Origin of the sequence: Clostridium sp. AF29-8BH (assembly GCF_003478145.1) — a bacterium.
Taxonomy (GTDB): domain Bacteria; phylum Bacillota; class Clostridia; order Lachnospirales; family Lachnospiraceae; genus Otoolea; species Otoolea fessa.
In genome coordinates this window covers 41,569-61,987 of the sequence record NZ_QUEL01000016.1, presented here as the reverse complement: position 1 = coordinate 61,987, position 20,419 = coordinate 41,569, and the positions used below count along the sequence as shown (strand labels likewise).

23 protein-coding genes and 3 pseudogenes are annotated in these 20,419 nt (G+C 49.9%); 1 reads left to right on the top strand and 25 read right to left on the bottom strand.

Annotated features, from left to right (window positions below):
• Positions 1-13: 13 nt before the first annotated feature.
• From DWZ16_RS10335 to DWZ16_RS15485, 14 genes and pseudogenes are all read right to left on the bottom strand, one after another.
• Positions 14-552 (bottom strand): annotated as a pseudogene (locus DWZ16_RS10335) (MT-A70 family methyltransferase).
• 41 nt (positions 553-593) lie between these two features.
• Positions 594-1,460: a VirB6/TrbL-like conjugal transfer protein, CD1112 family gene (locus DWZ16_RS10330; RefSeq protein ID WP_009901636.1), complete on the bottom strand. Its 867-nt coding sequence runs from the start codon at positions 1,458-1,460 to the stop codon at positions 594-596.
• Positions 1,461-1,499: 39 nt separating this feature from the next.
• Positions 1,500-1,583: pseudogene (locus tag DWZ16_RS10325) on the bottom strand (Maff2 family protein); the annotation flags it as partial.
• Positions 1,584-1,745: 162 nt separating this feature from the next.
• Positions 1,746-3,410 (bottom strand): recombinase family protein, encoded by a 1,665-nt coding sequence (locus DWZ16_RS10320; RefSeq protein ID WP_117472618.1) that lies wholly within the window; start codon positions 3,408-3,410, stop codon positions 1,746-1,748.
• 5 nt (positions 3,411-3,415) lie between these two features.
• Positions 3,416-3,613, bottom strand: a complete 198-nt coding sequence (locus DWZ16_RS10315) for a hypothetical protein (RefSeq protein WP_117472622.1) — start codon at positions 3,611-3,613, stop codon at positions 3,416-3,418.
• Between the two features lie 254 nt (positions 3,614-3,867).
• Positions 3,868-5,162: pseudogene (locus tag DWZ16_RS10305) on the bottom strand (virulence-associated E family protein).
• A 13-nt stretch (positions 5,163-5,175) separates the two neighbouring features.
• Positions 5,176-5,823 (bottom strand): CHC2 zinc finger domain-containing protein, encoded by a 648-nt coding sequence (locus DWZ16_RS10300; RefSeq protein ID WP_181968568.1) that lies wholly within the window; start codon positions 5,821-5,823, stop codon positions 5,176-5,178.
• A 64-nt stretch (positions 5,824-5,887) separates the two neighbouring features.
• Complete coding sequence (gene mobQ, locus DWZ16_RS10295; RefSeq protein WP_117472648.1) at positions 5,888-7,477, bottom strand: MobQ family relaxase; 1,590 nt, start codon at positions 7,475-7,477, stop codon at positions 5,888-5,890.
• 110 nt (positions 7,478-7,587) lie between these two features.
• Positions 7,588-8,439 (bottom strand): MerR family transcriptional regulator, encoded by an 852-nt coding sequence (locus DWZ16_RS10290; RefSeq protein ID WP_117472630.1) that lies wholly within the window; start codon positions 8,437-8,439, stop codon positions 7,588-7,590.
• A gap of 304 nt (positions 8,440-8,743) precedes the next feature.
• Positions 8,744-9,232, bottom strand: coding sequence for a hypothetical protein (locus tag DWZ16_RS10285; RefSeq protein ID WP_118522738.1), 489 nt, complete (start codon positions 9,230-9,232; stop codon positions 8,744-8,746).
• A 371-nt stretch (positions 9,233-9,603) separates the two neighbouring features.
• Positions 9,604-9,918, bottom strand: a complete 315-nt coding sequence (locus DWZ16_RS10280; protein ID WP_118522737.1) for a DUF3847 domain-containing protein — start codon at positions 9,916-9,918, stop codon at positions 9,604-9,606.
• Positions 9,915-10,253, bottom strand: coding sequence for a DeoR family transcriptional regulator (locus tag DWZ16_RS10275; RefSeq protein ID WP_025579728.1), 339 nt, complete (start codon positions 10,251-10,253; stop codon positions 9,915-9,917). The genes DWZ16_RS10280 and DWZ16_RS10275 overlap by 4 nt, the downstream gene beginning before the upstream one ends.
• The gene (locus tag DWZ16_RS15490) at positions 10,254-10,445 is read right to left on the bottom strand and encodes a hypothetical protein (RefSeq protein ID WP_172455309.1); all 192 of its coding nucleotides are present in this window, start codon (positions 10,443-10,445) and stop codon (positions 10,254-10,256) included. It lies immediately after the preceding gene.
• Positions 10,446-10,581: 136 nt separating this feature from the next.
• Entirely contained in the window at positions 10,582-10,728 is a 147-nt protein-coding gene (locus tag DWZ16_RS15485; RefSeq protein WP_157908598.1) for a hypothetical protein, read from the bottom strand.
• A gap of 249 nt (positions 10,729-10,977) precedes the next feature.
• Between DWZ16_RS15485 and DWZ16_RS10260 the strand changes: the two genes are divergently transcribed.
• Positions 10,978-11,799: a helix-turn-helix domain-containing protein gene (locus DWZ16_RS10260; RefSeq protein WP_118522736.1), complete on the top strand. Its 822-nt coding sequence runs from the start codon at positions 10,978-10,980 to the stop codon at positions 11,797-11,799.
• A gap of 45 nt (positions 11,800-11,844) precedes the next feature.
• Here the strand turns inward: DWZ16_RS10260 and DWZ16_RS10255 are convergent, their stop codons facing one another.
• From DWZ16_RS10255 to DWZ16_RS10200, 11 genes are all read right to left on the bottom strand, one after another.
• A complete protein-coding gene (locus DWZ16_RS10255) occupies positions 11,845-12,609 on the bottom strand; it encodes an MBL fold metallo-hydrolase (RefSeq protein ID WP_015540951.1) in 765 nt (254 codons plus the stop codon).
• Positions 12,610-12,643: 34 nt separating this feature from the next.
• Positions 12,644-13,063 (bottom strand): nuclear transport factor 2 family protein, encoded by a 420-nt coding sequence (locus DWZ16_RS10250; RefSeq protein ID WP_015540950.1) that lies wholly within the window; start codon positions 13,061-13,063, stop codon positions 12,644-12,646.
• A gap of 18 nt (positions 13,064-13,081) precedes the next feature.
• Positions 13,082-13,306, bottom strand: coding sequence for a helix-turn-helix domain-containing protein (locus DWZ16_RS10245; protein ID WP_015540949.1), 225 nt, complete (start codon positions 13,304-13,306; stop codon positions 13,082-13,084).
• Positions 13,307-13,568: 262 nt separating this feature from the next.
• Complete coding sequence (locus tag DWZ16_RS10240; protein WP_098924870.1) at positions 13,569-15,179, bottom strand: recombinase family protein; 1,611 nt, start codon at positions 15,177-15,179, stop codon at positions 13,569-13,571.
• Positions 15,180-15,290: 111 nt separating this feature from the next.
• A complete protein-coding gene (locus tag DWZ16_RS10235) occupies positions 15,291-15,479 on the bottom strand; it encodes a transposon-encoded TnpW family protein (RefSeq protein ID WP_002569233.1) in 189 nt (62 codons plus the stop codon).
• A complete protein-coding gene (locus DWZ16_RS10230) occupies positions 15,476-16,333 on the bottom strand; it encodes an ATP-binding protein (RefSeq protein ID WP_098924872.1) in 858 nt (285 codons plus the stop codon). Before DWZ16_RS10230 ends, DWZ16_RS10235 begins: the two co-directional genes overlap by 4 nt.
• Positions 16,330-17,073: a phage replisome organizer N-terminal domain-containing protein gene (locus DWZ16_RS10225; RefSeq protein WP_109215853.1), complete on the bottom strand. Its 744-nt coding sequence runs from the start codon at positions 17,071-17,073 to the stop codon at positions 16,330-16,332. The genes DWZ16_RS10230 and DWZ16_RS10225 overlap by 4 nt, the downstream gene beginning before the upstream one ends.
• Complete coding sequence (locus DWZ16_RS10220; RefSeq protein ID WP_005927784.1) at positions 17,063-17,275, bottom strand: hypothetical protein; 213 nt, start codon at positions 17,273-17,275, stop codon at positions 17,063-17,065. Before DWZ16_RS10220 ends, DWZ16_RS10225 begins: the two co-directional genes overlap by 11 nt.
• 184 nt (positions 17,276-17,459) lie before the next feature.
• Positions 17,460-19,082 (bottom strand): relaxase/mobilization nuclease domain-containing protein, encoded by a 1,623-nt coding sequence (locus tag DWZ16_RS10210; RefSeq protein WP_109215852.1) that lies wholly within the window; start codon positions 19,080-19,082, stop codon positions 17,460-17,462.
• Positions 19,054-19,449, bottom strand: coding sequence for a plasmid mobilization protein (locus DWZ16_RS10205; RefSeq protein ID WP_109215851.1), 396 nt, complete (start codon positions 19,447-19,449; stop codon positions 19,054-19,056). The genes DWZ16_RS10210 and DWZ16_RS10205 overlap by 29 nt, the downstream gene beginning before the upstream one ends.
• Before the next feature lie 420 nt (positions 19,450-19,869).
• On the bottom strand, positions 19,870-20,295 hold the full coding sequence (locus DWZ16_RS10200; protein WP_330423022.1) for a response regulator transcription factor: 426 nt from the start codon (positions 20,293-20,295) through the stop codon (positions 19,870-19,872).
• Positions 20,296-20,419 lie beyond the last annotated feature (124 nt).

Genomic DNA, 20,419 nt, shown 5'->3' with positions numbered 1-20,419 from the left:
TGACCCGAAGCTGTTACAAGTTTACAGTGCTTTCAACTTCGTTTCCCCACACGTCCCATCCGGGCTTTTTTTCTCTGGCGAACAATTCCACTCGTGGTATATCGCCCATCAGTTCTACAATTTTCCGCCTGGCCTCGTCCGGCTTTTTACTGTGGCGCTCTATCGGGGAAACAATAGCTGGTGAACACCGGTAGACTTACGCTTCGGATGTCCTTTTACTGCTAAAAGACAAATTTCTGCATTGCCTCTGGTCCAATACCCCAGACCGTAAAACCATGAGTAGGAGCGCCGGTTCCTCTTTATCCATACAAAAGCCACAGAACGATAAGAAAAGCCCCATGCTTTAATGACCTTTAAGGCTTCCGGCAGTTGTGGGAATGTTGCCCACAGAAACAAAACGCTGTCTTTTGCAGCCAAGTCGGCCACTGGAAGGGAACAAATTTCTTCAATACTCATAGTGGGATAATGAAGCTCTGCTGATCCCTGCCTGTTTTTCTGCTCATACCGCCACGGTGGATCTGCATAGATTATCGAAAATTTTTCTTTCGGCATGATCCTCCTTTCCGCTTCGGGTCAGCATGGCCCGAAGTCTCTTAATGGCAGCCGAAGATGGATTTTGCAAGACTGCCTGTTTTGAATAAGGTAAAACACAGCAGCACCGTATATCCCACGCAGCCCCAGATCGCCCCGATGGGGTCGCCGTCGGTGGCGATACTCTGGATCAGCACCGCATAGATTGCGACACAGACTAAGATCAACAGACCTTGAAAGCCCACCGCAAAGAGGGAGCGGAAATAGTTCTGCCCCATGTGTCCGGTTTCCCTGTTGGGGACTGTGGCAAACGGGATAGGCGCTAAACTTGTGAGTAAATAGATTTCAGTCATACGGCCATATACGATGACGAAGATCACGATATTTAAGGCAATCATGGTAAGCTGGATCAGGAAGGATTGTAGCCAGAGTCCGAACAGAGGACCCAACTCCATCGCTTCAAGTTCTGTCCGTAGACTGTCCAGCACATCCGGCGTGATCTCTGTCCCGTTCTGGATAATGCCCGCTGACTGCTGTATCACATGCTGGCTCACATCAAAGACCGCCAGCACGATATTGAAGGTATTCGTCAGGATCATCACAGCCACAAAGGTTTTGAACACCCACTTAAAAAACATCCATGTGTCAACTTCATGGAGGTTGTTGCGTTCTATGAGCATCTGTATCAGCTCATAGGTCATTACAAAAGTGAGGATGACCCCGGCGATTGGCAGGATGGCAGTTTCAGAGATCTGTCGTATCATGGAAAAGACCCCGGCGTTCCAGTCCGCCGGGGTCGTGCCGACCTGTGTGGCGATCTCGCCAACGCTCTGATTGACGTTATCGAAAAGGCCGTCCAGATTTCCCATGATACCATCGACGAGCAGACCTTTCAGCCATTCAACGATTGCGTCGATGATAAAGTCCATACATCAGCTCCTTCTGGAAAAAGGGACAACGGGTGACACTTAGCTGAACAGACCGGACAGCAGAGGGATAAGCTGAAGGCCGATCAGAACGACACCGCCGCCAGCCATGAGCTGTGTTATGCCTAATTAGCTGGAACATATCCATTTCCCCTTGATTTCATTGGCTTTTGAAATTGCCGGAAACCATAGGGTTCATACCTAATTAGGTGTAACAACAGCCATCGGCGGGCGGCGGCGTGTCAAGAAATATATGGAGTTGTTAAGAACCGCCCCGGCGGGGACAGGTCAGGCTGTGACCTGTTCCACTTCCGGGAGGGGTTTGAGATTAAAATGAATTTCGATAGAAATGTGTCTTGTCTTATCATCGTCTATGGATTCGTGGACGATGATTTCTTTAATCAGGCGGTTCAAGGTGGCTGCGTCCAGTTCGGTGATGTCCCTGTACGCCTGAATGGATTCTATCCATTGCTGTGCGTCATCGGCAAGCTGGATTTCATCATGCAGCAGCTTCCTTGTTTTGTCTACCCGTTCCTTTAGTTCCTTTTGCTCCTTCTGGGTCTTTTCCATCAGGAGTTGGAAGTTGGTTTCGCTGACACGTCCGGCAACCATATCCTCATACAGCCGCATAACCAGCTTTTCCAGAACCTCAATCCGTTCCTCGTCTTTGGCAAGGGAGCGTTCCAGCGCTTCCCGCTGTCCCTTTTGCTGGGCTTTGCAGGAATCGGAGAGCCGGTCAGCCACCGCTTCCCCGTCTACCAGTGCGGCATTGGCGCACTCCCGGATTTTGTGGAGGACAAGGGTGGAAAGCGTGTCAAGGTCTATCCGGTGCTGGCTGCAATGGTTCTTCCCATAGGCATTGTAGGTCTTGCAGGAGTAAATCTGCTTCGGGTGCTTGTCGTTTGTCATACGGACGGTCAGGGACTTCCCGCACTCGCCGCATTTGATAAGCCCTGCAAACAGGCTGATTTCCCCGGTGTTCCTCGGACGCTGGCGGGATTTTAGCTTTTCCTGCACAATGTCAAAACTCTTTTTGTCAACCAGCGGCTCATGCTGTCCCTCCACCACAATCCAGTCCTCCGGCTTTTTCTCCCGGATAGTTCCGATTTTGAAGCGGTAGTCCGTTTTCTGGGAAGCGATTGCCCCGGTGTAGACGGGATTCATCAAAATGTCTTTAATGACGGAGAAATCCCACATATACCTGCCGTTCTCCGGGTCTTGCTTCTCCCACTTGGTACGGACATTGCGGAAGCCACGTTCCCGGTTCCACCATGTCGGGCAGGGGATTTTCTGTTCTTCCAGCCTGCGCCGGATATAGTTGGGGCCGTGTCCATTGAGCGCCCAACTGAAAATCAGCCGGACAATGGGGGCAGTTTCCTCGTCCACCAACAGATGGTTTTTGTCCTCCGGGTCTTTGCGGTAGCCGAAGGGGGCAATGCAGCCGGTAAACTTCCCCTTCTGGGCTTTCAGGAGATAAGAGGAATGTACCTTCTTGGAAATATCCTTGCTGTACATCTCATTCAGGATATTTTTGAAAGGCGCAATGTCGTTATTCTCCCGCAGGGTGTCGATACCGTCATTCATTGCGATATAGCGTACTCCATGCCGGGGGAAGAAATCCTCAATCAGCGTCCCAGTCTGCAAGTAGTTCCTTCCCAGACGGGAAAGGTCTTTCGTGATAACAAGGTTTACCTGTCTGCGCTCAATGGCTTTTAACATCCGTTTCAGGTCGGGACGCTCCATGTTAAGCCCCGTGTAGCCATCGTCCTGATAGACCGCTGTAACCTCCCATCCCTGCCGCTTGCAGTAGTTTTCCAGCATATCCCGCTGGTTTGCAATGCTGGCGCTCTCCCCGTCAAGGTCATCGTCTTTACTTAACCGGCAGTAGATGGCAGCCCGGAAGCCGCCAGCCAGCACCTCGTCCATGCCTGTGTATTCATAACTGTTCATCATAACCGTTACCCGCACAATCCAGACGGTACATCGGTTTTCTGAACCGTATCTTTATTATACTCTATTTCTTGTGTTTTCGCAAGATTATTCCGCTTGTCTTTTCCTCCGTACCTCTGTGCAATCAGGCTCACAAATACGTCCGTAGCGTCCAGTTCGCCATCAAATACGGCAGTTACATGAATCTCTGTTTTGTTTTTCGCCATAGGCATTTACCTCCATACATGAAAATAGCCAGACATGGAGAGGGCGGCAACGAAGTCCGGCAACGGGCTTCAAAAAACCTTGCAAATCATCTCTGTCTGGCGGTTACGTTATTATTTATATTTTCTTTTCTTTTTCGGTTGTTTTGGTTGTCAGAGGGGAGAAAAGCCCGCAGTTACGGGATTTTCCCCGGCAACCGGCTCGGCAACGGGATAGCAACAAAGCCGACAACGGGATAGCTTTGGGGCAGATTTTTTCAGAAGGGAAGTTCTATCTGCTCTGTGACCTCCACGAATCCCTCCGGGGTTTTTCCGGCTCCGTTGCCGCTGTCCGTTGCCGGAGTTTCCCGTTCCCAGCCCTTTTGTCTGCCGTACTCCGGGAACATTCGGGGATTGGAAAAATACTTCCAGCCGGTCATACAGTGGTGCATGATGTCATTGATTTCCCGGATTTCCCATTGCTTCGGCTCGTCAAAGGGGTGGTTTAAGGCTTCCTTGTATAGCTGTTTGGAACAGACCGCTTCGCCGGTAAAACGGTCAAGGTATGCCTGAATCATTCCGGCTTTGGTGTCCTCTGGCATAAATTCCCGCTGATGTTCTTTGAGGTAGGCGGTCATCTCCGGGGAGAAGGACAGCTTCACGTCTCCGGTGCGGTAAAGCTCCATTGCTTCCGCCCATACCTGTTCCAGATAGGTTCTGGAAGCAGCTTCGTCCTCCAAAATGTGAACCTCCGCCTGTTCCGGGTTTACCATGACCGGCAGGAAACGCCGGTTGCCGGAACGGTCAAGGGGCAGGAAGTCCGGGGCGTTGGACGTGCCGCCGAACACGCATTGACGGGGGCGGTCTGCCGGGTGGGTTTCATAGGGTATCTTGTAGACCTCCTTCTGGCGGCTTAAAAAAGACTTGATTTCCTCAATGCTCTTGGCGTTTGCGGTGGCAATCATCTCTGACATTTCGATAATCCAGTGCCCTTGCAGCTTGCGGTATACGTTGTCATCGTCCAGCTTTCTAAGGTCATCGGAAAACCACTCGTCCCTCACAGCCAGCAGCCGGAAAAAGGTGGACTTCCCGGCTCCCTGACCGCCCACCAGACAGAGCATGACTTCAAACTTGCAGCCGGGGGAGAATACCCGGTGAATGGCTCCCAGAAGGAACAGCCGCAATGCCTGATGGTATATTCATCTGCACCGGCTCCTAGAAAGCGCCGCAGACAAAAGCGGATTCGCTCTGTCCCGTCCCATGTCAGGCGGCTTAGATAGTCCCGGATTGGGTGGTAGCTGTTCTCATTGGCGGCAAGGTCGGCGGCGTCCGCTATCTTTTTCTCGCTTGTCAGCCCATAGGTTTCTTCCAGATAGAGCCGGATATATTTCATGTCCATGTCGGTCATGGACTTCCCAAACGCCCGCCGGTGTCCGATGGGCTTCATCATGTCGGTGCGCTCGGTCAGCAGGTTCTTGGCAACCGCCCCGGAAAGCAGCGGGTCATACCGGAACACGGTCAGGCAGTTCTTGATACTGTTGCGGAAGCCACCTTTTTCTGTGGTTTCCAGCATGGATTTTACTTCCTCAACGCTCCGGGGCGGCGGGGCGGCTTCTATGGTGTCGGTTACAGCCTGCCGTATCTCTGGCGGCAAGGTCTGCCATTCTCCGTTCAAGGTTCCTCACTTCCTCTCCGTATTCGATAACAAGGAAAGCCCGTTCCTGCATATCCGAAAACAGCAGCACGTCCAGCAGATATTCCACATGGGATTTGTTCTGCAAGGCTTCCACAAACAAAGGGTTCCATGCGTCCTCCGGGGTCTTGGGGGCATAGTCCCGTTCCCATCGGCGCAGTAAATGATAGTAGTCGGACAGTACCCGGAAACAGTGGCGCTCCATGCGCCGGAATTGCTGCTCCGGGGATTCCTGCGGTATCTTGGGGCGGCTCCGGCTTCTGTTCGGCGGCTCCCTGTCCTCATAGGGAATGGAAAAATCCGCTGCCAGCCGCAGGGCGGCTTCCTTTGCCGGGATTCCTTCCAGCCGGGAAACAAAGTCAATCACGTCCCCATCTGCCTGACAGCCGAAACAGTGATAGCGGCGGTCTGCCTTCATGCTGGGGGTTCTGTCCTCATGGAAGGGGCAGCACACCATCCCGTTCCTCCCCACACGGATTCCATAATGCTCTACAGCCTGTCTTGCGGTGACAGACTGCTTCACGGCTTCAAATACATTCATGTGCAGCCCTCCTTTCGTCTGCATAGAAAAAGCGCCTGACATTCCCGGTTGAAAATGCAGACGCTTAGTGTTCCATATCCTGTTGTTTCTGTGTCCGGGGCGGCAGCTTCTTCTCTGCCCGTTCCTCCCGGATTCTCTGTTCCCGTCCTTTCAGTTCCCCGATGGTGGATTTCTTTTTGCCCGGTTCGGCGGTCTGTCGGTACTGGTCGGACGGTAAGACCTGATTCAGCCAGTGCCGCACGTCCCTTAAAATCCGCACATCAGCCTGAACCGCTTCCAGTGCCGCCTTATGGGAAGCCACTTCCTCGGTAAGCTGTCCCTTTTCCTCTGTCAGCTTCTTGGGGTTGTACCGTTTTCCCTCCAAATGGGCTTTGAAATAGCGAACAGCGGCATAGTAAGCGTCCAGTTCCTCCCGGTGGGCGGTGGCAAACTGTTCCTTTGGTTTCTTCCATCGGATAGCGGCATACTCGGCATGAACCGGCTTCCCGGCTTCAAAGTTTTCGATATGGGAAAGCAGGGTATCAATCTCCCGGATACGCTTTTCCTTCGGCTTCATCTCTGCCCGGATAGAAACGGCTGTTTCGCTGACCTTATCCAGATAGGTGTCAAGGCTCGCCACGGTGGAAATCTCTTTCTGCCGCAGGAAGTCAAGGGCTTCCATGACTTTGTTAAAATCAGAAACCGTTCCTTTTAACTTCCCCTTAGAAGTCCAGCCGGAGCGTTCTCCACTCCGCAAATCCAGATACCGGGAAAGCAGTTCCGGCAGGGTGGGTTCCCGCTTTTCTTCCAGCGCCGCAAGGACAGTCTGCTTCTTTTCTTTCAGGTCGGCAAGCCAGCCCTTTAAGCTGCGTACCATCTGCCGGATAGACTGCATAATGGCGTTGGCAGCTTTAATATCCCGGTTTAGGTTTCCGATGTTGGTCGGTATTCCCTGTTTCTCCATGTGGCTGACCGCAGCCCCCATGTGGACGGTGGGGATTTTATCAATGCCCTGCCGGGCGTAGGAGCGAAGGTCAAGGCGTTCCGGTAGGGCGTTGGCTTCCAGATAGCGGTTGGAAGTGTCTGCCCAGCCCTGCCGCCAGAGTTCCGCTTTGGTCTGGTCGTTCCAGTCTACGGTGTCCTCCTTATGGCTTTTCCAGTTGCCGGAGGGAAGCCGGATTCGCTCCCCGTTTTCGTCAAGGTCATAGACCTTCCGGGACTTGGGAAGCCATCTGCCGGTTTCGTCCATTGCCCGCATGGTTAAAAGGATATGGGCATGGGGATTGCCGTCCCCTTTGTCGTGAATGGCAAAATCGGCAATCATGCCTTTGGAAACAAAAAACTCCCGGCAGTAGTCCCGAAGCAGATCAGCGTGCTGCCCCGGGGGGATTTCCCTCGGTATGGCAAGCACGATTCTGCGGGCAAGCTGGGAATTCCATTGTTTCTCAATGGCTTCGGCGGCGTTCCATAGGGTGTTGCGGTCTGCATATGACTGCGGGGCATGGGGCGGCAGCATGATTTCCTTGTGAACGATTTCGCTCTTGTTGGAATAGTATTTCTGTTCCCCATCATATTCCGAAAACAGCCGTTCTCCGCTTTGGTAGGCTGCGGCGGCAACGGCTGACTGGCGGTTGCTGCGCTGAATGATGTTGATGTCATAGTGTGGACATGGCAAGTCTGCGTTCTCCTTTCTCCCGGTTCCGAGCATGAAAAAAGCAGGGAACCGTTTCTGATTTCCTGCTTAGGTGTGCCGCCGGTGGGCGGCTGGTATTTGATTGTTACAAATCATTTATTCTGGTAAAAGGCTTCCATTGCCTGTCCAATAAACTCCGTAGTGCCTTCCCCATAAACGCTATCCTGTGCCGTTTGAATTTCCTTGTTTGTACGATAGGCAGTAGCTATTTCCATCACCATAGAAGTAGCATCTGGCAGTTGGAACATCTGCTTTGTCAAGAAATCGTATTCTCCAACTAATTCTTTCACTTCTGGAGAATTTATATCCTGACCTTTCTTTCCTGCCAATGTCTGAATAATCTCTCCCAGCCGTTTTTGATAAACCGGAAAGCTTTCAGTATTTCCCGGATTTTTAGACGCTTCCAGTGCCTTATCTTTGCTGCCATACCACTCCACAATCTTCTGGAAATTTTTCTGAACGGCTTCGGTAGAAGCATCTTCAAGGAATTTTTTCTTCCATTCCTCCATACTGCCATAATGCTCAATAAAAATAGCTTTCTGTTCCTCGCTCATATTAGCTGCCATAGAGTTGTACATATCCTCTAATTCAGTTTTGCTAAATACTTCAAAATCCATTGTGTTATCTCCTTTCAAAATCCTGTCAATACTGGTAATCAGACGCTCCATGCGTTCTTTCTTTGCCACCAGCATTTTTCTCTGCATTTGCAGAATCTGGTTTTTTTCAAGAACTGGATTTTCTATGACAGCTTTGATTTCTTTAAGAGGAATATCAAATTCACGGAAAAACAAAATCTGCTGTAATGTTTCCAGTGCCTTATCGTCATAAAGCCGGTATCCCGCTTCACTTTTTTCTGTCGGCTTTAGCAACCCGATTTCATCATAGTAATGAAGCGTGCGAACGCTGATACCTGTTAAATCTGATATTTCTTTTACTGTCCTCATAGCTGTTGACCTCCTGTTCCTGATATACTCACTTTAGTCTATGACGCTCCGTTAGGGTCAATAGTTAATTTCAAATTTTTCTTTGAGTATATCATTTTTTCTTCACATCGGTAGAAACAACAAAAGCTAATATAAAACTTGCTGACCGGGAATAGCTTGCAAGGCAAGGTGTTTCCGGGCGGCAAGTCTGCGTACTCCTTTCTCCCGGTTCCGGACATGAAAAAAGCAGGGAACCGTTTCTGATTTCCTGCTTAGATGCTGCCGATGAGCGGGCGGCTGATATTTAGTTTTTAATTATCCTGTATCATTTGTTCAGTAATTTTTGAAAAGATAAGGGGAATACTGTATTCGTATTGTTTACCATTTTCATAATCGGATAATAAATGGTAAGTGTATCTTCTCTTATTTCTTCATCTTTAGGAACCGTATAAGTAAAAGATGTGGAAGAATAATTAGATATTTTTCCATTAACTACTGAGGCAGTATACTCCCAATCTTCTATTTCAGTAGTAATAACTACAGTTGTTTCTTTTTCTCTACCATTTTGTAATGCAGGCTTATCAATTTGCACTTTAAACGGTAAAGACTCCTCTGTAGCTTCGGTTACTTTGACTGTTTCAAGTTCTTCAGAACCCGTCTCAATGGATTGAGTTTCTCTTTCTGAAGCTATTGTTGATTCTTGAGCAGATTCAACAACTTCTTTCTTTTCATTTGCAGTTGTGTTGTTTGTAGAGCACGCACATAATAACATGGAACACAACATCAACATTATAGCTATTACTTTTACTTTCATATTCATTCCTCCTAACTCTAATTTTTCCTATAGACTAACGCCCATTATCTAAAATTGTTTGTACATGACTTGTGCTTGAATTAAGTTTAGCATATCCATAGACAACCTACAATGTTCTTTTTATTACGGTTTTCTTATCGACTTGCAAAGCACGTTGTTTCTGGGCGGCAAGTCCACAAAAGGGTAGCTGGCGCAGCCAGCGCAGGGGAAGTGTAGCGTCCCCTGTGAGGAATGGAGCTGATTGCAAATCTGCTGGAAATCATCTGCTTTCCGCAGGAAGCCCCCGGCAGGGCGCAACGCACCGGCTTGACCGGTGTATAGTTGCGCCCTCTTTCAGAGGGGCAGTCCACGGGCTGCGGCTCTGGAAGCAATCATGGCCGTTTCCGGCCTACGTCCTCTCCCTGAAAATCGTCGTTTCCGGCGAACACTTTTTCCATAAGCTGACGGGTGCTGTCCTGCCGGAACAGCAGCTTCAAGAACAAACTGACCTGTTCATCCGTGATGGCTTCCGGGTGGGGAAGGTAGCTTTCCAACATGGCGGCTCTGGTGCAAAGCCGGTGCGTCCGTTCCTTCCGTGTCAGCGTCTTTATCTGGTGTTCCAATATCTTTTCTTCATGCTGCGCCCTCTGCAGCTTCTTTTCCGTTTTCTCTATCTCCTGATTGAGTGCTTCCAGCTTTTCATTCATAGGCGGCTGTCCTCCTTTTTCGGAATGAGTACATATATCTTGTTGGGTTCCCCGAAGCCCTGACGCACTCGCAGTATCAGTCCGGCGTCCTCCAATTCATTCAGGGAACGCTTCACGGTCATGGTGCTGCGGGCAAGTGCCGCCGCCAGTTCCACGATGGGGAAATGGATAAATAAAATCCCATTGGTGTCCTCTATGCCGGATACAAAAACAATATCCAACATCCGGGCGTACATGACCTTGGCGGTGCTGCTGATCGGGAGCCGCAGCATGGCTCTCGGCAGCGGCATACAGGGCGGCAAGGGGGTGTCTGCGGTCATAAATTCAACTTCCATTCAATCGGTGTCCTCCTTTACTTTTCGTTTTGAGCGTTTGGAAAGATAATGGGGGCAGTCCACAATGACCGCCCGGAAACTCTGCTTGCAAGTACGCTGGCATTTCCGGCAAAGGTCGTTGTACGTTACCCGCCCCCGTTCATTGAGGAAGAAAGACAGTTCCAGCTTCCTCTTTTTCGGCATTCTCGGCATGGTGCTCCTTAAACAAAAATCCGCCCATTTCAGCCGTAACAGCCGCAATAGACGGATAACAGATTTTAGTGTTGTGTTTCGGGGCGATTTTCAAGGGAAAAGCGGCCATAGAGCCGCCCGGAAATCCCCCGTAGTATTACGGATAGGGTAGACTATGCCCTATCGGATTGTTGTGTTTCGGTATCAATTCGGTGTTCATTTTCGCCGGTTCTCCCTGATGTCGTTCCTGCCCCTGGCTCTCACAACGGCGTTTCGCTCCCTTTGGTACGCTCGTTGCGGTCATGGTTCCTCCATTTTCCTGCCGCAAGTCGTTGCGCTACATCGCCGAGGAGCATATCCCATACAGGCCGGTCATTCGATTGGAATAATCCATCGATGAACTAAGCCCATTATGGCACATTTTTGAGCCTTCTCCCGTATATCCACAAAGTAGGAAAACCGTCCCAAAAACGAAAATTTCCACGATTGCGGAACGGGTATGGTATAATGGGATGGACGGCGGCAGCCAGCCGCAGGAAGGAGCGATGTATCTATGAAAACCCGCATTTCCGTACAGGAACGCCTGAAAGATTTACGGGTGGAACGGGGCTTAAATCTGGAAGAACTGGCGCAGGAAACCGGCATTTCAAAATCAGCCCTCGGCAGCTATGAAAACGACAACGATGAATACAAGGAAATCAATCACGGCAGCCTGTTGAAGCTGGCAGACTTTTATCAGGTGTCCGTTGACTATCTGCTCGGCCTTACCAACAATCGGAAATATGAAAACACGCCGATAGAAGAATTACATTTGAGTGATGAAGTCGTAGAACTGCTGAAAAGTGAACGCTTCAACAACCGGCTGCTGTGTGAGATTATCTCCCATGAAAAATTCAAGGAACTGCTGGCAGACGCAGAAATCTATGTGGACGGGATAGCAACCATGCACTTCCATGACACAAATAGCTCACTGGCTGCTTTACGGGCTATGATACTGGAAGAACATCCCGAAGCTACGGCAGACCGGGCAATCAAAGTATTGGAAGCCTGTCAGATAGAGGAAGAAGATTTCTTCTGCCATGTGACGCACAAAACATGGGATGCCATTCTCCACGACATACGCAAGGCGCACGAAAATGACAGTGAAAGTGCGCCGGATACCACGCCCGCCGATGAACTGATACGGGAAGTACAAAAGGCCATGCAATCGCCGGGGGACAGGGTTCAGCAATTCACGGAGATATTCTGCAAGGCGTTTCAGCTTAAATATAAGCGGCTCTCACAAGAGGAACGAAGCCTTTTGAAGAAGCTGTTCAAGAAATCCCCGCTGATAAAACAGTCCGGTATGAACTTCCGGCGCAGGCCGTGGAAATGAAAACTGCCGTTGTGGGAATGATTGTTCCTGCAACGGCAGCTTTGATTATATATGAATTTGGAAATCCTGAAACTTAAACAATCCATTTCCCTGTTTGAGTTTTCCGGCTCTCTCTAATTGTGCAAATCCGGCTTCAATATCGGCTATCAAAGAAACGGGAATATCCAACTGATGGTGTCCGGGCAGAACTTTTTTTATATTGTATTTCCGTATTCGCCTTATAGATTGATAGAATAGCTTCGGGTCGGTAGTTGGGTAAAATGCGTCCAGGCTTCCCTTGTATATCAAATCCCCGGAATACAAATAGTTTCGTTCTGGTTCGTAAAAGCAACAATGTCCGGGAGAATGTCCCGGCGTGTGAACAACTTGAATTTCCCGCCCGCCTAAATTTAGAAAATCGCCATCGTGTAAAATTCTTTGTGGGATACCTTGAAAAATCTGATAAGCGTTAATATCAAAATCTCTTGGAAAATCACAAGGAAGCCTTGTCAAATTATTCTTCACAACTTGCAATGGTATCGGAAACCTGACCGATAGCCAGTCCTTTTCCGCTTCATGTACGGCGATATTATCAAAATACTTATGCCCGCCAATGTGATCCCAATGAACATGAGTTGTAACTGTCATAACAGGCAGCTTTGTCAGAGAGTCCACAATTTTTCTGATGTTGGAAACGCCTAAACCTGTATCAATGAGAATAGCATATTTTTCCCCACATAATAGATAACAATGTGTTTCTTCCCAGTGCTTGTATTCGCTAATAGAGAATGTATCACGGTCTATTTGCTCAATGGTAAACCAATTATCCATTCCGCATAATTACCTCCAGCAACTGAATTTCCAGTTAAAACCACTTTGCATTTTCATCTCTGAAATGTGGTATATTGCCATCTTTATAAGGGTCATACCGATTTTCGTTACAACCAAATTCTTTTAAGAGAGCAATCTTGCCATCTGGCGTCCATTCTATCAGTGACATTCCATCAAACGCTTCTACGTTACCGGCGTCCATCTTATTTTTGAAATACCATTCAACAATGGTTTGATTGCCTTTATGGAAAAATTGCTTGATGTCCCATTGCAAGACAGTTCCACGGGTATTCCATTCCTCAAACCAAAGTTTTATTTTCTTGGAGCCGTGGTACTCTGGCCCCCAACTTTCAATATATACGGCATTATCAGAAAATACATTAAATATACCCAAATCTTTTTTTGCAAGCCACATATCAAACCAAAGTCTGATAATTCTTTCTCTATTGTCCATTTCGCAGCGCCTTCCTTGTCAATTTAATTTTTCAGCGTCTTTGTCCTGCTCTAATTCAATTACATCCAAAATGCCACAATTCAGGGCTTCGCAGATACGAACCAGCGTTTCCATGCTGATGTTTTTGCCTTTACCCATGTTGGCAATCATATTTGTGGTAAGACCGGCGGCAATCCGCAAGTCCTCTTTCCTCATGTTGCGCTCAACCAGCGTGTGCCAGAGGGGTTTATAGCTTATGTGCATTTATCCTCCTGCCTTTCTCCCGGTTTCGGGGTTCCTGTTCCCATTATATCAAAATTCTTGCTAACTCACAAACATTTCTTGACACAACCGCCGGTTCCGTCTGGATTGTGCTTTTCCTTTCTTCTCTTGATTACATCTACTTAGCCATAAGCTGCTTAATGCCCTGTGATTTTGCTCAAGTGAGATAAAGAAGTAAAAGAAGTGTAAAAAATTTTGCCGTTCCTATCCGGCACTTGCGCATTGTGTCGGATAGGTCGGGCGGTTATTCGGGCAAGTCCACCTTGCCAACAAAAGAATAATAAATCTCAATGTCCTGTCTGCGGGTCTTGTTCTCGTCATAGCTGCACTCATGCACAACGATTTTCTCTACAAACTCCCGCAGCAGAGTAGGGGTAAGTTCTTCAAAGCTGGTATGCCGCCGGACAACATTCATAAACTTTTCTGCGTTCACGGTGGCTTCCTGTGCTTTGGAAAGCTCCGCTTGGATAGCGGCGGCTCTTTCTTTCAGCTCCCGTTGTTCTGCTTCATAGTCTGCCGACAGCTCTGTGAAACGCTCGTCTGATATGCGCCCGGTCACGCTGTCCTCATACAGCCGCTTGAAGATAGCGGATAACTCGGCTATGCGTTTCTCGGCGGCTTCCAGTTCCTTTTTCTTGGCGGCGTTCCTGCGCTTGCCCCCGTCCTCGTTCTGCTCAATCAAGAGCTTCATAAACCGGGCTTCATGCTTTGCCGCATAGCTTGTCACTTTCCGCAGATTGGAGAGTACACCAGCGGTCAAGAGGTCGGTGCGGATAAAGTGCGCCGTACAGTCATGGGTGCGCTTCTTGTAGTTGCCGCAGATATAACAGTCCTGCTTGCGCTTGTCCGTCTGGTATCGCTGCTGATACATCACGCTGCCGCAGTCCGCACAGAACAGTATGCCGGAGAACAAACCCACTTCATCATAGCGGTTGGGGCGTTTGCGCTGTTTGCGAAGCTCCTGCACCCGTTCCCATGTTTGGGTGTCTATGATAGGCTCGTGGTGGTTCTCGAAAATCACTTGCTTTTCCAGGGGATTTTCTACACTGTGCTTGACTTTGTAAGAAAGTTTTTCTGTCTTGAAATTTACCAGACAGCCTGTGTATTCCCGGTTTTCAAGGATATGCACTACGGTATTAGTCGCCCACTTGCACTCATAGCCGGGGTGGTAGCGGCGGGTGCTGCCCGTCCTGCGGTATTCCAGCGTCCCCGGCGTGGGGATTTGCTGCTCTGTGAGCATACGGGCTATCTTAGTCGGACCATTCCCAGCAAGGCAGAGGTTGTATATCTGCTTGACTACGGGTGCAGCTTCCTCGTCAATAATAAAATTTTCGTCCTCGTCCATGAGGTAGCCATACACAGGCTTGCTTGTGATGGGCTTGCCACTCATACCTTTTGAGCGTTTTACTGCTTTGATTTTCTTGCTCGTATCTCTCACCAGCCATTCGTTAAATATATTCCGCAACGGGGCAAAGTCATTGTCGCCCTGTGCGCTGTCCACTCCGTCATTGATAGCGATGAAGCGGACACCTTTCTGTGGGAAAATCATTTCTGTGTACATTCCCACTTGCAGGTAGTTTCGCCCTAACCTCGACATATCCTTTACGATAACTGTCCCGACTTTTCCGGCTTCAATGTCCGCAAGCATGGCTTGAAAACCGGGTCTTTGAAAGTTCGCACCAGAATAACCGTCGTCCGTGTACCAGCGCAGATTGGAAAAGCCGTTCTGCTTTGCATAGGTTTCAAGGATACGCTTCTGATTGGAAATGGAATTGCTCTCGCCTTGCAGCTCGTCCTCATGGGAAAGTCTTGGGTAAAGGGCGGTAATTGGTTGTTGGTTGGTCTGTCTTAACATAAAATCCTCCGTTTCCGACAGCCAGCCCCACTATTCCGTACCTTGATTGTACCACATGGGGCGGCTGTCTGTATAGCGGCAAAAGCGTCAAATCTGCTTCTTTATGGTCGGTCAAATCGCCGTTTTTTGTGTAGCAGCTTCCGCTTCCAGCACTTTCATCATCTTGTCGGCTGCGGTGTCGGTTGCGCCCTGCTTGAAGAAGCCGGAAACGGTAAGGACGGAGTTGCCCATGCGGATTTCCGTTACACAGTCCGGGCGGCGGTCTGTTTTGGTGGTGCTTGTCTGTTTCGTTTCTGTCATAGGCTCTCCTTTCGCTGCTTCATCAGCTGCTTTAAGCGTTCCAGCTTTTCCTGTGCGGTTTCCTTTCGGAAGTTGCTGCCCGTGAAGCGGACAGGGGCGCACATGGAAGTCAGCCTGTCATAGATACGGGCGTGGGGTGTGTCCTGCGGGTGCTGCAATTCCTCCAGCGTGAGGTTGGTCGTGGCGATCAGCGGCTTGCCGCTTCGGTAACGGCTGTCAATCACGCTGTAAACCTGTTCCAGCCCGTATTCTGTCCCTCGCTCCATACCGAAATCATCAAGTATCAGCAGGGGGTAGCTGCAAAGGCGGGAAATATATTCGTTCCTGCCCTCAAAGCTGGCAGCAAGGTCATTGAGTATCGTTGCAAAGTTTGTCATGCGAACGGCAACCTCTTTTTCCATAAGGGCGTTGGCGATACAGGCGGCAAGGTAGCTTTTTCCTGTCCCCACGCCTCCCCAAAACAGGTAGCCGATATTTTCAGCCTGCATGGTTTCCCAGCTCTCCACATAAAAGCGGGCGGTTTCGGTCTGTGGGTTTCTGCCGTTGTCATGCTCAAATGTCCAGTTCCGCATAGCGGGGTCGGCAAAGCCCCGGCGTTTCAAGTCCTCCACTGTTTCAAGGTGCTTCTGTCGGCTTTCGGCGGCTTGCTGCTTTTCACGGGCTGCCCGCTGGCAGTCGCAGTCTGTTGGGTGTCGGTCATGCCCTAACCATTGGGCGGTTTCTTTTGAAAAGTAGGCTTCTTTGGGCGTATGGCACTTGCCGCAGTATAAAAGCCCGTCCTCGCCTGTGTAGTCCTCCGCTTCGGCGGTAGTGGTTGTAATATCCGTAATCATAGCTTCAATCTCGTTTTTCATAAGCTCTCGCCCTCCTTACATGAATAATCGGGTATGCCCTGTTTCGGGGCAGCCTTGCCTTTGGCAGCGTCCTCCTGCGCCCACTTGTAAATGGTGGCTGCATGGCTCTGGTACTGCTTCCCGGTGGAAGCGATATGGCAGGAAAGCCGGTCAATATAATACTCCCACTTGTCGGGCAGCTCTGTTTTCAGCCCGGAAAGCTCTGTATCGGTCAGTATCACATTGTTGTATCTGCCATAAGCGGCGGGGGCGGGGTGTCCCGTTTCTCCCTCTCTCTCTTTTTCTATCTCTTTCTCTAACTCTATCTCTATCTCTGGTGGACGAATGTCGGACAAATGTCCGCCTTTTGTCCGGGGCGGTAAAAGTGCCTTGTTTTCCAGCCTTGCAGCCCGTTTTCTCTCGGCTTCGGTAGAGGACTGTCCTATCATCAGCTCAATATCGGTCATATAAAAAGCCCCGCTGTCAAGCTGCTCCACAAGCCCCAACTGCCGGAAAATCTCTAAAGCCCTTTCAACCGTCCCTATCTGGTGGCGGGTCAGTGTCGCTATCATCTGCGCTGTGTAGGGGATATGCTCGTCAAGCTGCAACTTCCCGCCGTTTTTCAGAGATTTTAAGTACAGCTTCAAGAGGATATTGGAATATAAAATCCCGTCTTTCATATCTTCCAGCAGCACAATGGAGTCGCTGTCAAAAAAATTCTCTTTCAGCTTGAGGTAGTAATACTTGCGGTTATCTGCCATTGTCCCTGTCCTCCTTTTTCCGGCGTTTGGAGTAGTAGCGGGGGCAAAGTATGATAACCGCCCGGAAGCTCTGCTTACAGCTATGGGTACAGCCCCGGCAGAGGTCGTTGTATGTGATACGGTCGCAGGTGGTATTCCCGACTTTTACTTGCCGCAGGAAAAAAGACCATTCCAGCCGCCGTTTCTTGCTCATTCTTGGCATGGGTGCGCTCCTTTCTGCCGTTTCCGCTGGTGTGGCGGTATCGACGGTAATTCTGTATCATCTCGGTATCATTTTCGGGGTTTTTCTGCCCTGTAAGCCCGTTAAAAAATCCTTTGGTATTGCGGGTAGAGTACGGGGCAGCCCCCTTGTTCTGTATGGGTTCGGGTACATTTTGGGGTGGTTTTTATCGTTCCTGTTCCTGCCTTTTCACAGGCTTGCGCTCCCGGCGTAAAATCTGGTCGATATTGCCCTTGACAGTCTGTAAGCGGCGGTATTCCTCCCGTTTTGCCCGGTAATCGTTGTAGCCGCTGTTTTTCTCTTTGATAAGGGCTTCAATCTCTGCTTGCAGGGCTTTATAGCTCGGCAGCTTGGAAATGCCGTTCTCCTTGAAATAACGGGCGGCTGCGTCTGCTATGATAAAGTCGCTTTCGTGCTTCTGTCGGTAGGCTGCTTTTGCTTTGGCGTTTTTCTGCTGTTTCAGCCCGTCCCGGACAGGGCGGGTCTTGGAATAGGCAAGCACCTGCCGTTGCAGCTCCTTTTTCCCGTTCAGCGTCTTTTCCACCTGCTTCAGCTCTGTAAGGCTTTCCTGCATGGCGGCATAAGCGGCAGAACAGGCTTCGTCCAGTTCCTCCGGGGAAGAAAAGCCGTACTGTTGATAGGCGGTAACAGTAGCTGCCATTTGCTTTAGGTTGTGCTTTGCCGCCCAGCGGTCATAGCCCACGCCCTTGCCCTCGGCTCGCTTGGCTTCCCGGTCAACCATGCGCTGCAAGGTGTTGTCTGCCGGGGTGGTTTTTGCGGCTTTTTCCTCCCGCAAGCGTCCCTTTTGGGTGTGGGGGTATTCGGGTATGGCTTTGGTCTGTTCGGCGGCTCTGTGGGCGTTCTGCGTGAGCAGGGCAAGGACAGCAGCCTTGTCAAAATCGTCCCCCAGCTTCCGGGCTGTGATAGGCTTTGTCCTGTCCGGCGTGAGGTAGGAAAGCCGCCCCCGGCTCTCCTTGACAGTTACGCCCTCCCGCAGCAAAAGGGAAGAAAACTCGTCAAAGCTGCCAGCTTGGGAAAGTGCCTGCCGTATCGTCCGGCGCAGCTTCGCCTTGTCCGTTTCAAACTTGGTGGGCTTGGTCGGCTGTCCTGCGGCTTCTCTGACAGCGTTCTCTTTATCAAGGGCAAGCTGCCCTTTCTTTGCCGCCCAGTATTCCCGTTCCGTTATCCGTTCCTTGCTGCCGTTCAAGAGGTCGATTTGGTAAAGCCCCTCCCGGTGGCACATCTCCATGACTTCACTCTTGAAATATTCCATAGCGGCGTTGGTGCAGCGGTGCTTGCAGCCCGCCCGTGTGTCGGCTGGTCTGTCCATGTAGGGCAGAAGCGGGACTTCGTAAATCCGCAGGGAGTTGATGACGATATGCACATGGATATTGCCGCTGTGGTTATGCCCGTCCGGGTGGGTGCATACAAGGGCTTGGTGTCCGGGGAAATGCTCTTTGCAGAACTGCTCGCCCAGCTCCTGCGCCCGGTCTACGGTCAAGCCGTTGTCTGTCCCGTCCCGTGGGTCAAAACTGATGATATAGTGGTGGCTTTTCACATCTTCCCGTTTTTGGTTTTTCTCATAGCGGAGATTGGCTCGCATACAGGCAACGGCGAAATCCTCGCCCCCGCAGTTGAGGGAAGAAATGCGGTAATCCTCCCTCGGTATCAGCCGCCCGTTTTCATCAAGGGTGGGCTTCATGGTAAACTCGTCATGCTCAAATGTGAGGTAGGCTTCCGCTGCGCCATAGTCGGCATTTTTAGAGCTGATATGTTTGAATGTTGCCAACAGCGTCACCCACTTTCTGCAAGACTTCAAACTTTAGGGCAGCAAGGTCGGAAATCGCCGCCCGTACCTCCCCGGCAAGCTGCGGGTAGGGGCTGTGCCACTCATTCAGCGTCCGGGCTATCTGGTTTAAGTTGCCGCCGATCCTGCCGTATTCGGCGGTCAGCTTCCCGACAGCGGCAAGCAGCTCGTCATTGACGGGGGAAACGGTTATGATGGGGCGTATGGCTGCCCCGGTTATGGCTTGCCGGATAAACTCGGCTTGGCTCATGTGGTAAGCAGAAAGCCTTTCCGCAAACTCGGCGTATTCTTCCTCGGTCATGCGTGTCTTGACTACCCGGCTGCGGTGCGGTGTGTTGTATCTTTTCATGGTCGGCAGACCTCCTTTCTGTGCGTGGTGTTCTCTCACTAATAGGAGAAAAACAGGGGGTAAAACGGAACTGTTTTTGAAAAAATCCGAAAAAATATTTTGAGGGATTTTTAAGCGGCGCAAGCCGCATAAGCAGGGTTTGGGGAAGGCACTCCCCAACAAGATTCCCGCAGGGGCAAAATGAGCGAAAAGCGAATTTTGGCACCTCGGTAGAATCTTGCTCTAAGAAAACGGCGAAACTCCCCCTTTACTCCTTACTACGCAGAGAAATGCAAATATGGCAAAGTTTTGAAAAACTTTTTGATAAAACTTTTCGACAAAGCTGGAAAATCAGCGCGGTTTTTGGTGCAAAAAAACAGGAAACCTTTTCTGATTTCCTGTCATGGTATGCCGCTGTAACGGGCGGCGGTTATTCTGTTGTCATTCCCCGGAAGCAAACTTGTAGCCCATACCTAAAACGGTTTTTATGTAAATGGGCTTGCGGCTGTCCGACTCTATTTTTTTCCGCAGGTTGTAAATCACATTTGCAACGCTTGACTGGCAGCTTTCACTTTCCATGTTCCAAACGGCTTCAAATATTTGTGTCCGTGTGAGGACAATGCCGGGGTTGGAAGCAAGATATACAAGGGTACTGTATTCAAGGCGGGTAAGGCTTACTTCCTCCCCGTCTTGAAATACCTGGCGTTGGTTCTGCTTTATTTCCAGTCCCGGAAAAGATAACACGGAAGCGGTTGTGATCTGCATGGGTTCAATCTGTATATAATCAGATATTGCCGATATGATTTTGTCAATCGCTGTTTCCTCTTGTTCGTTAAGTGTCAGCAGTAGTAATTTCCCCATGTTCATTACCTCTTTTATCCGTTGAATTTAAACTATATTTTTCTGTCGTGTTTTTGACAGTAAGCAACAAATATATATGATAGAGAGCGTAATGTCAATTTAATGCCATTAAAAGAGAAAGATGGTCTGT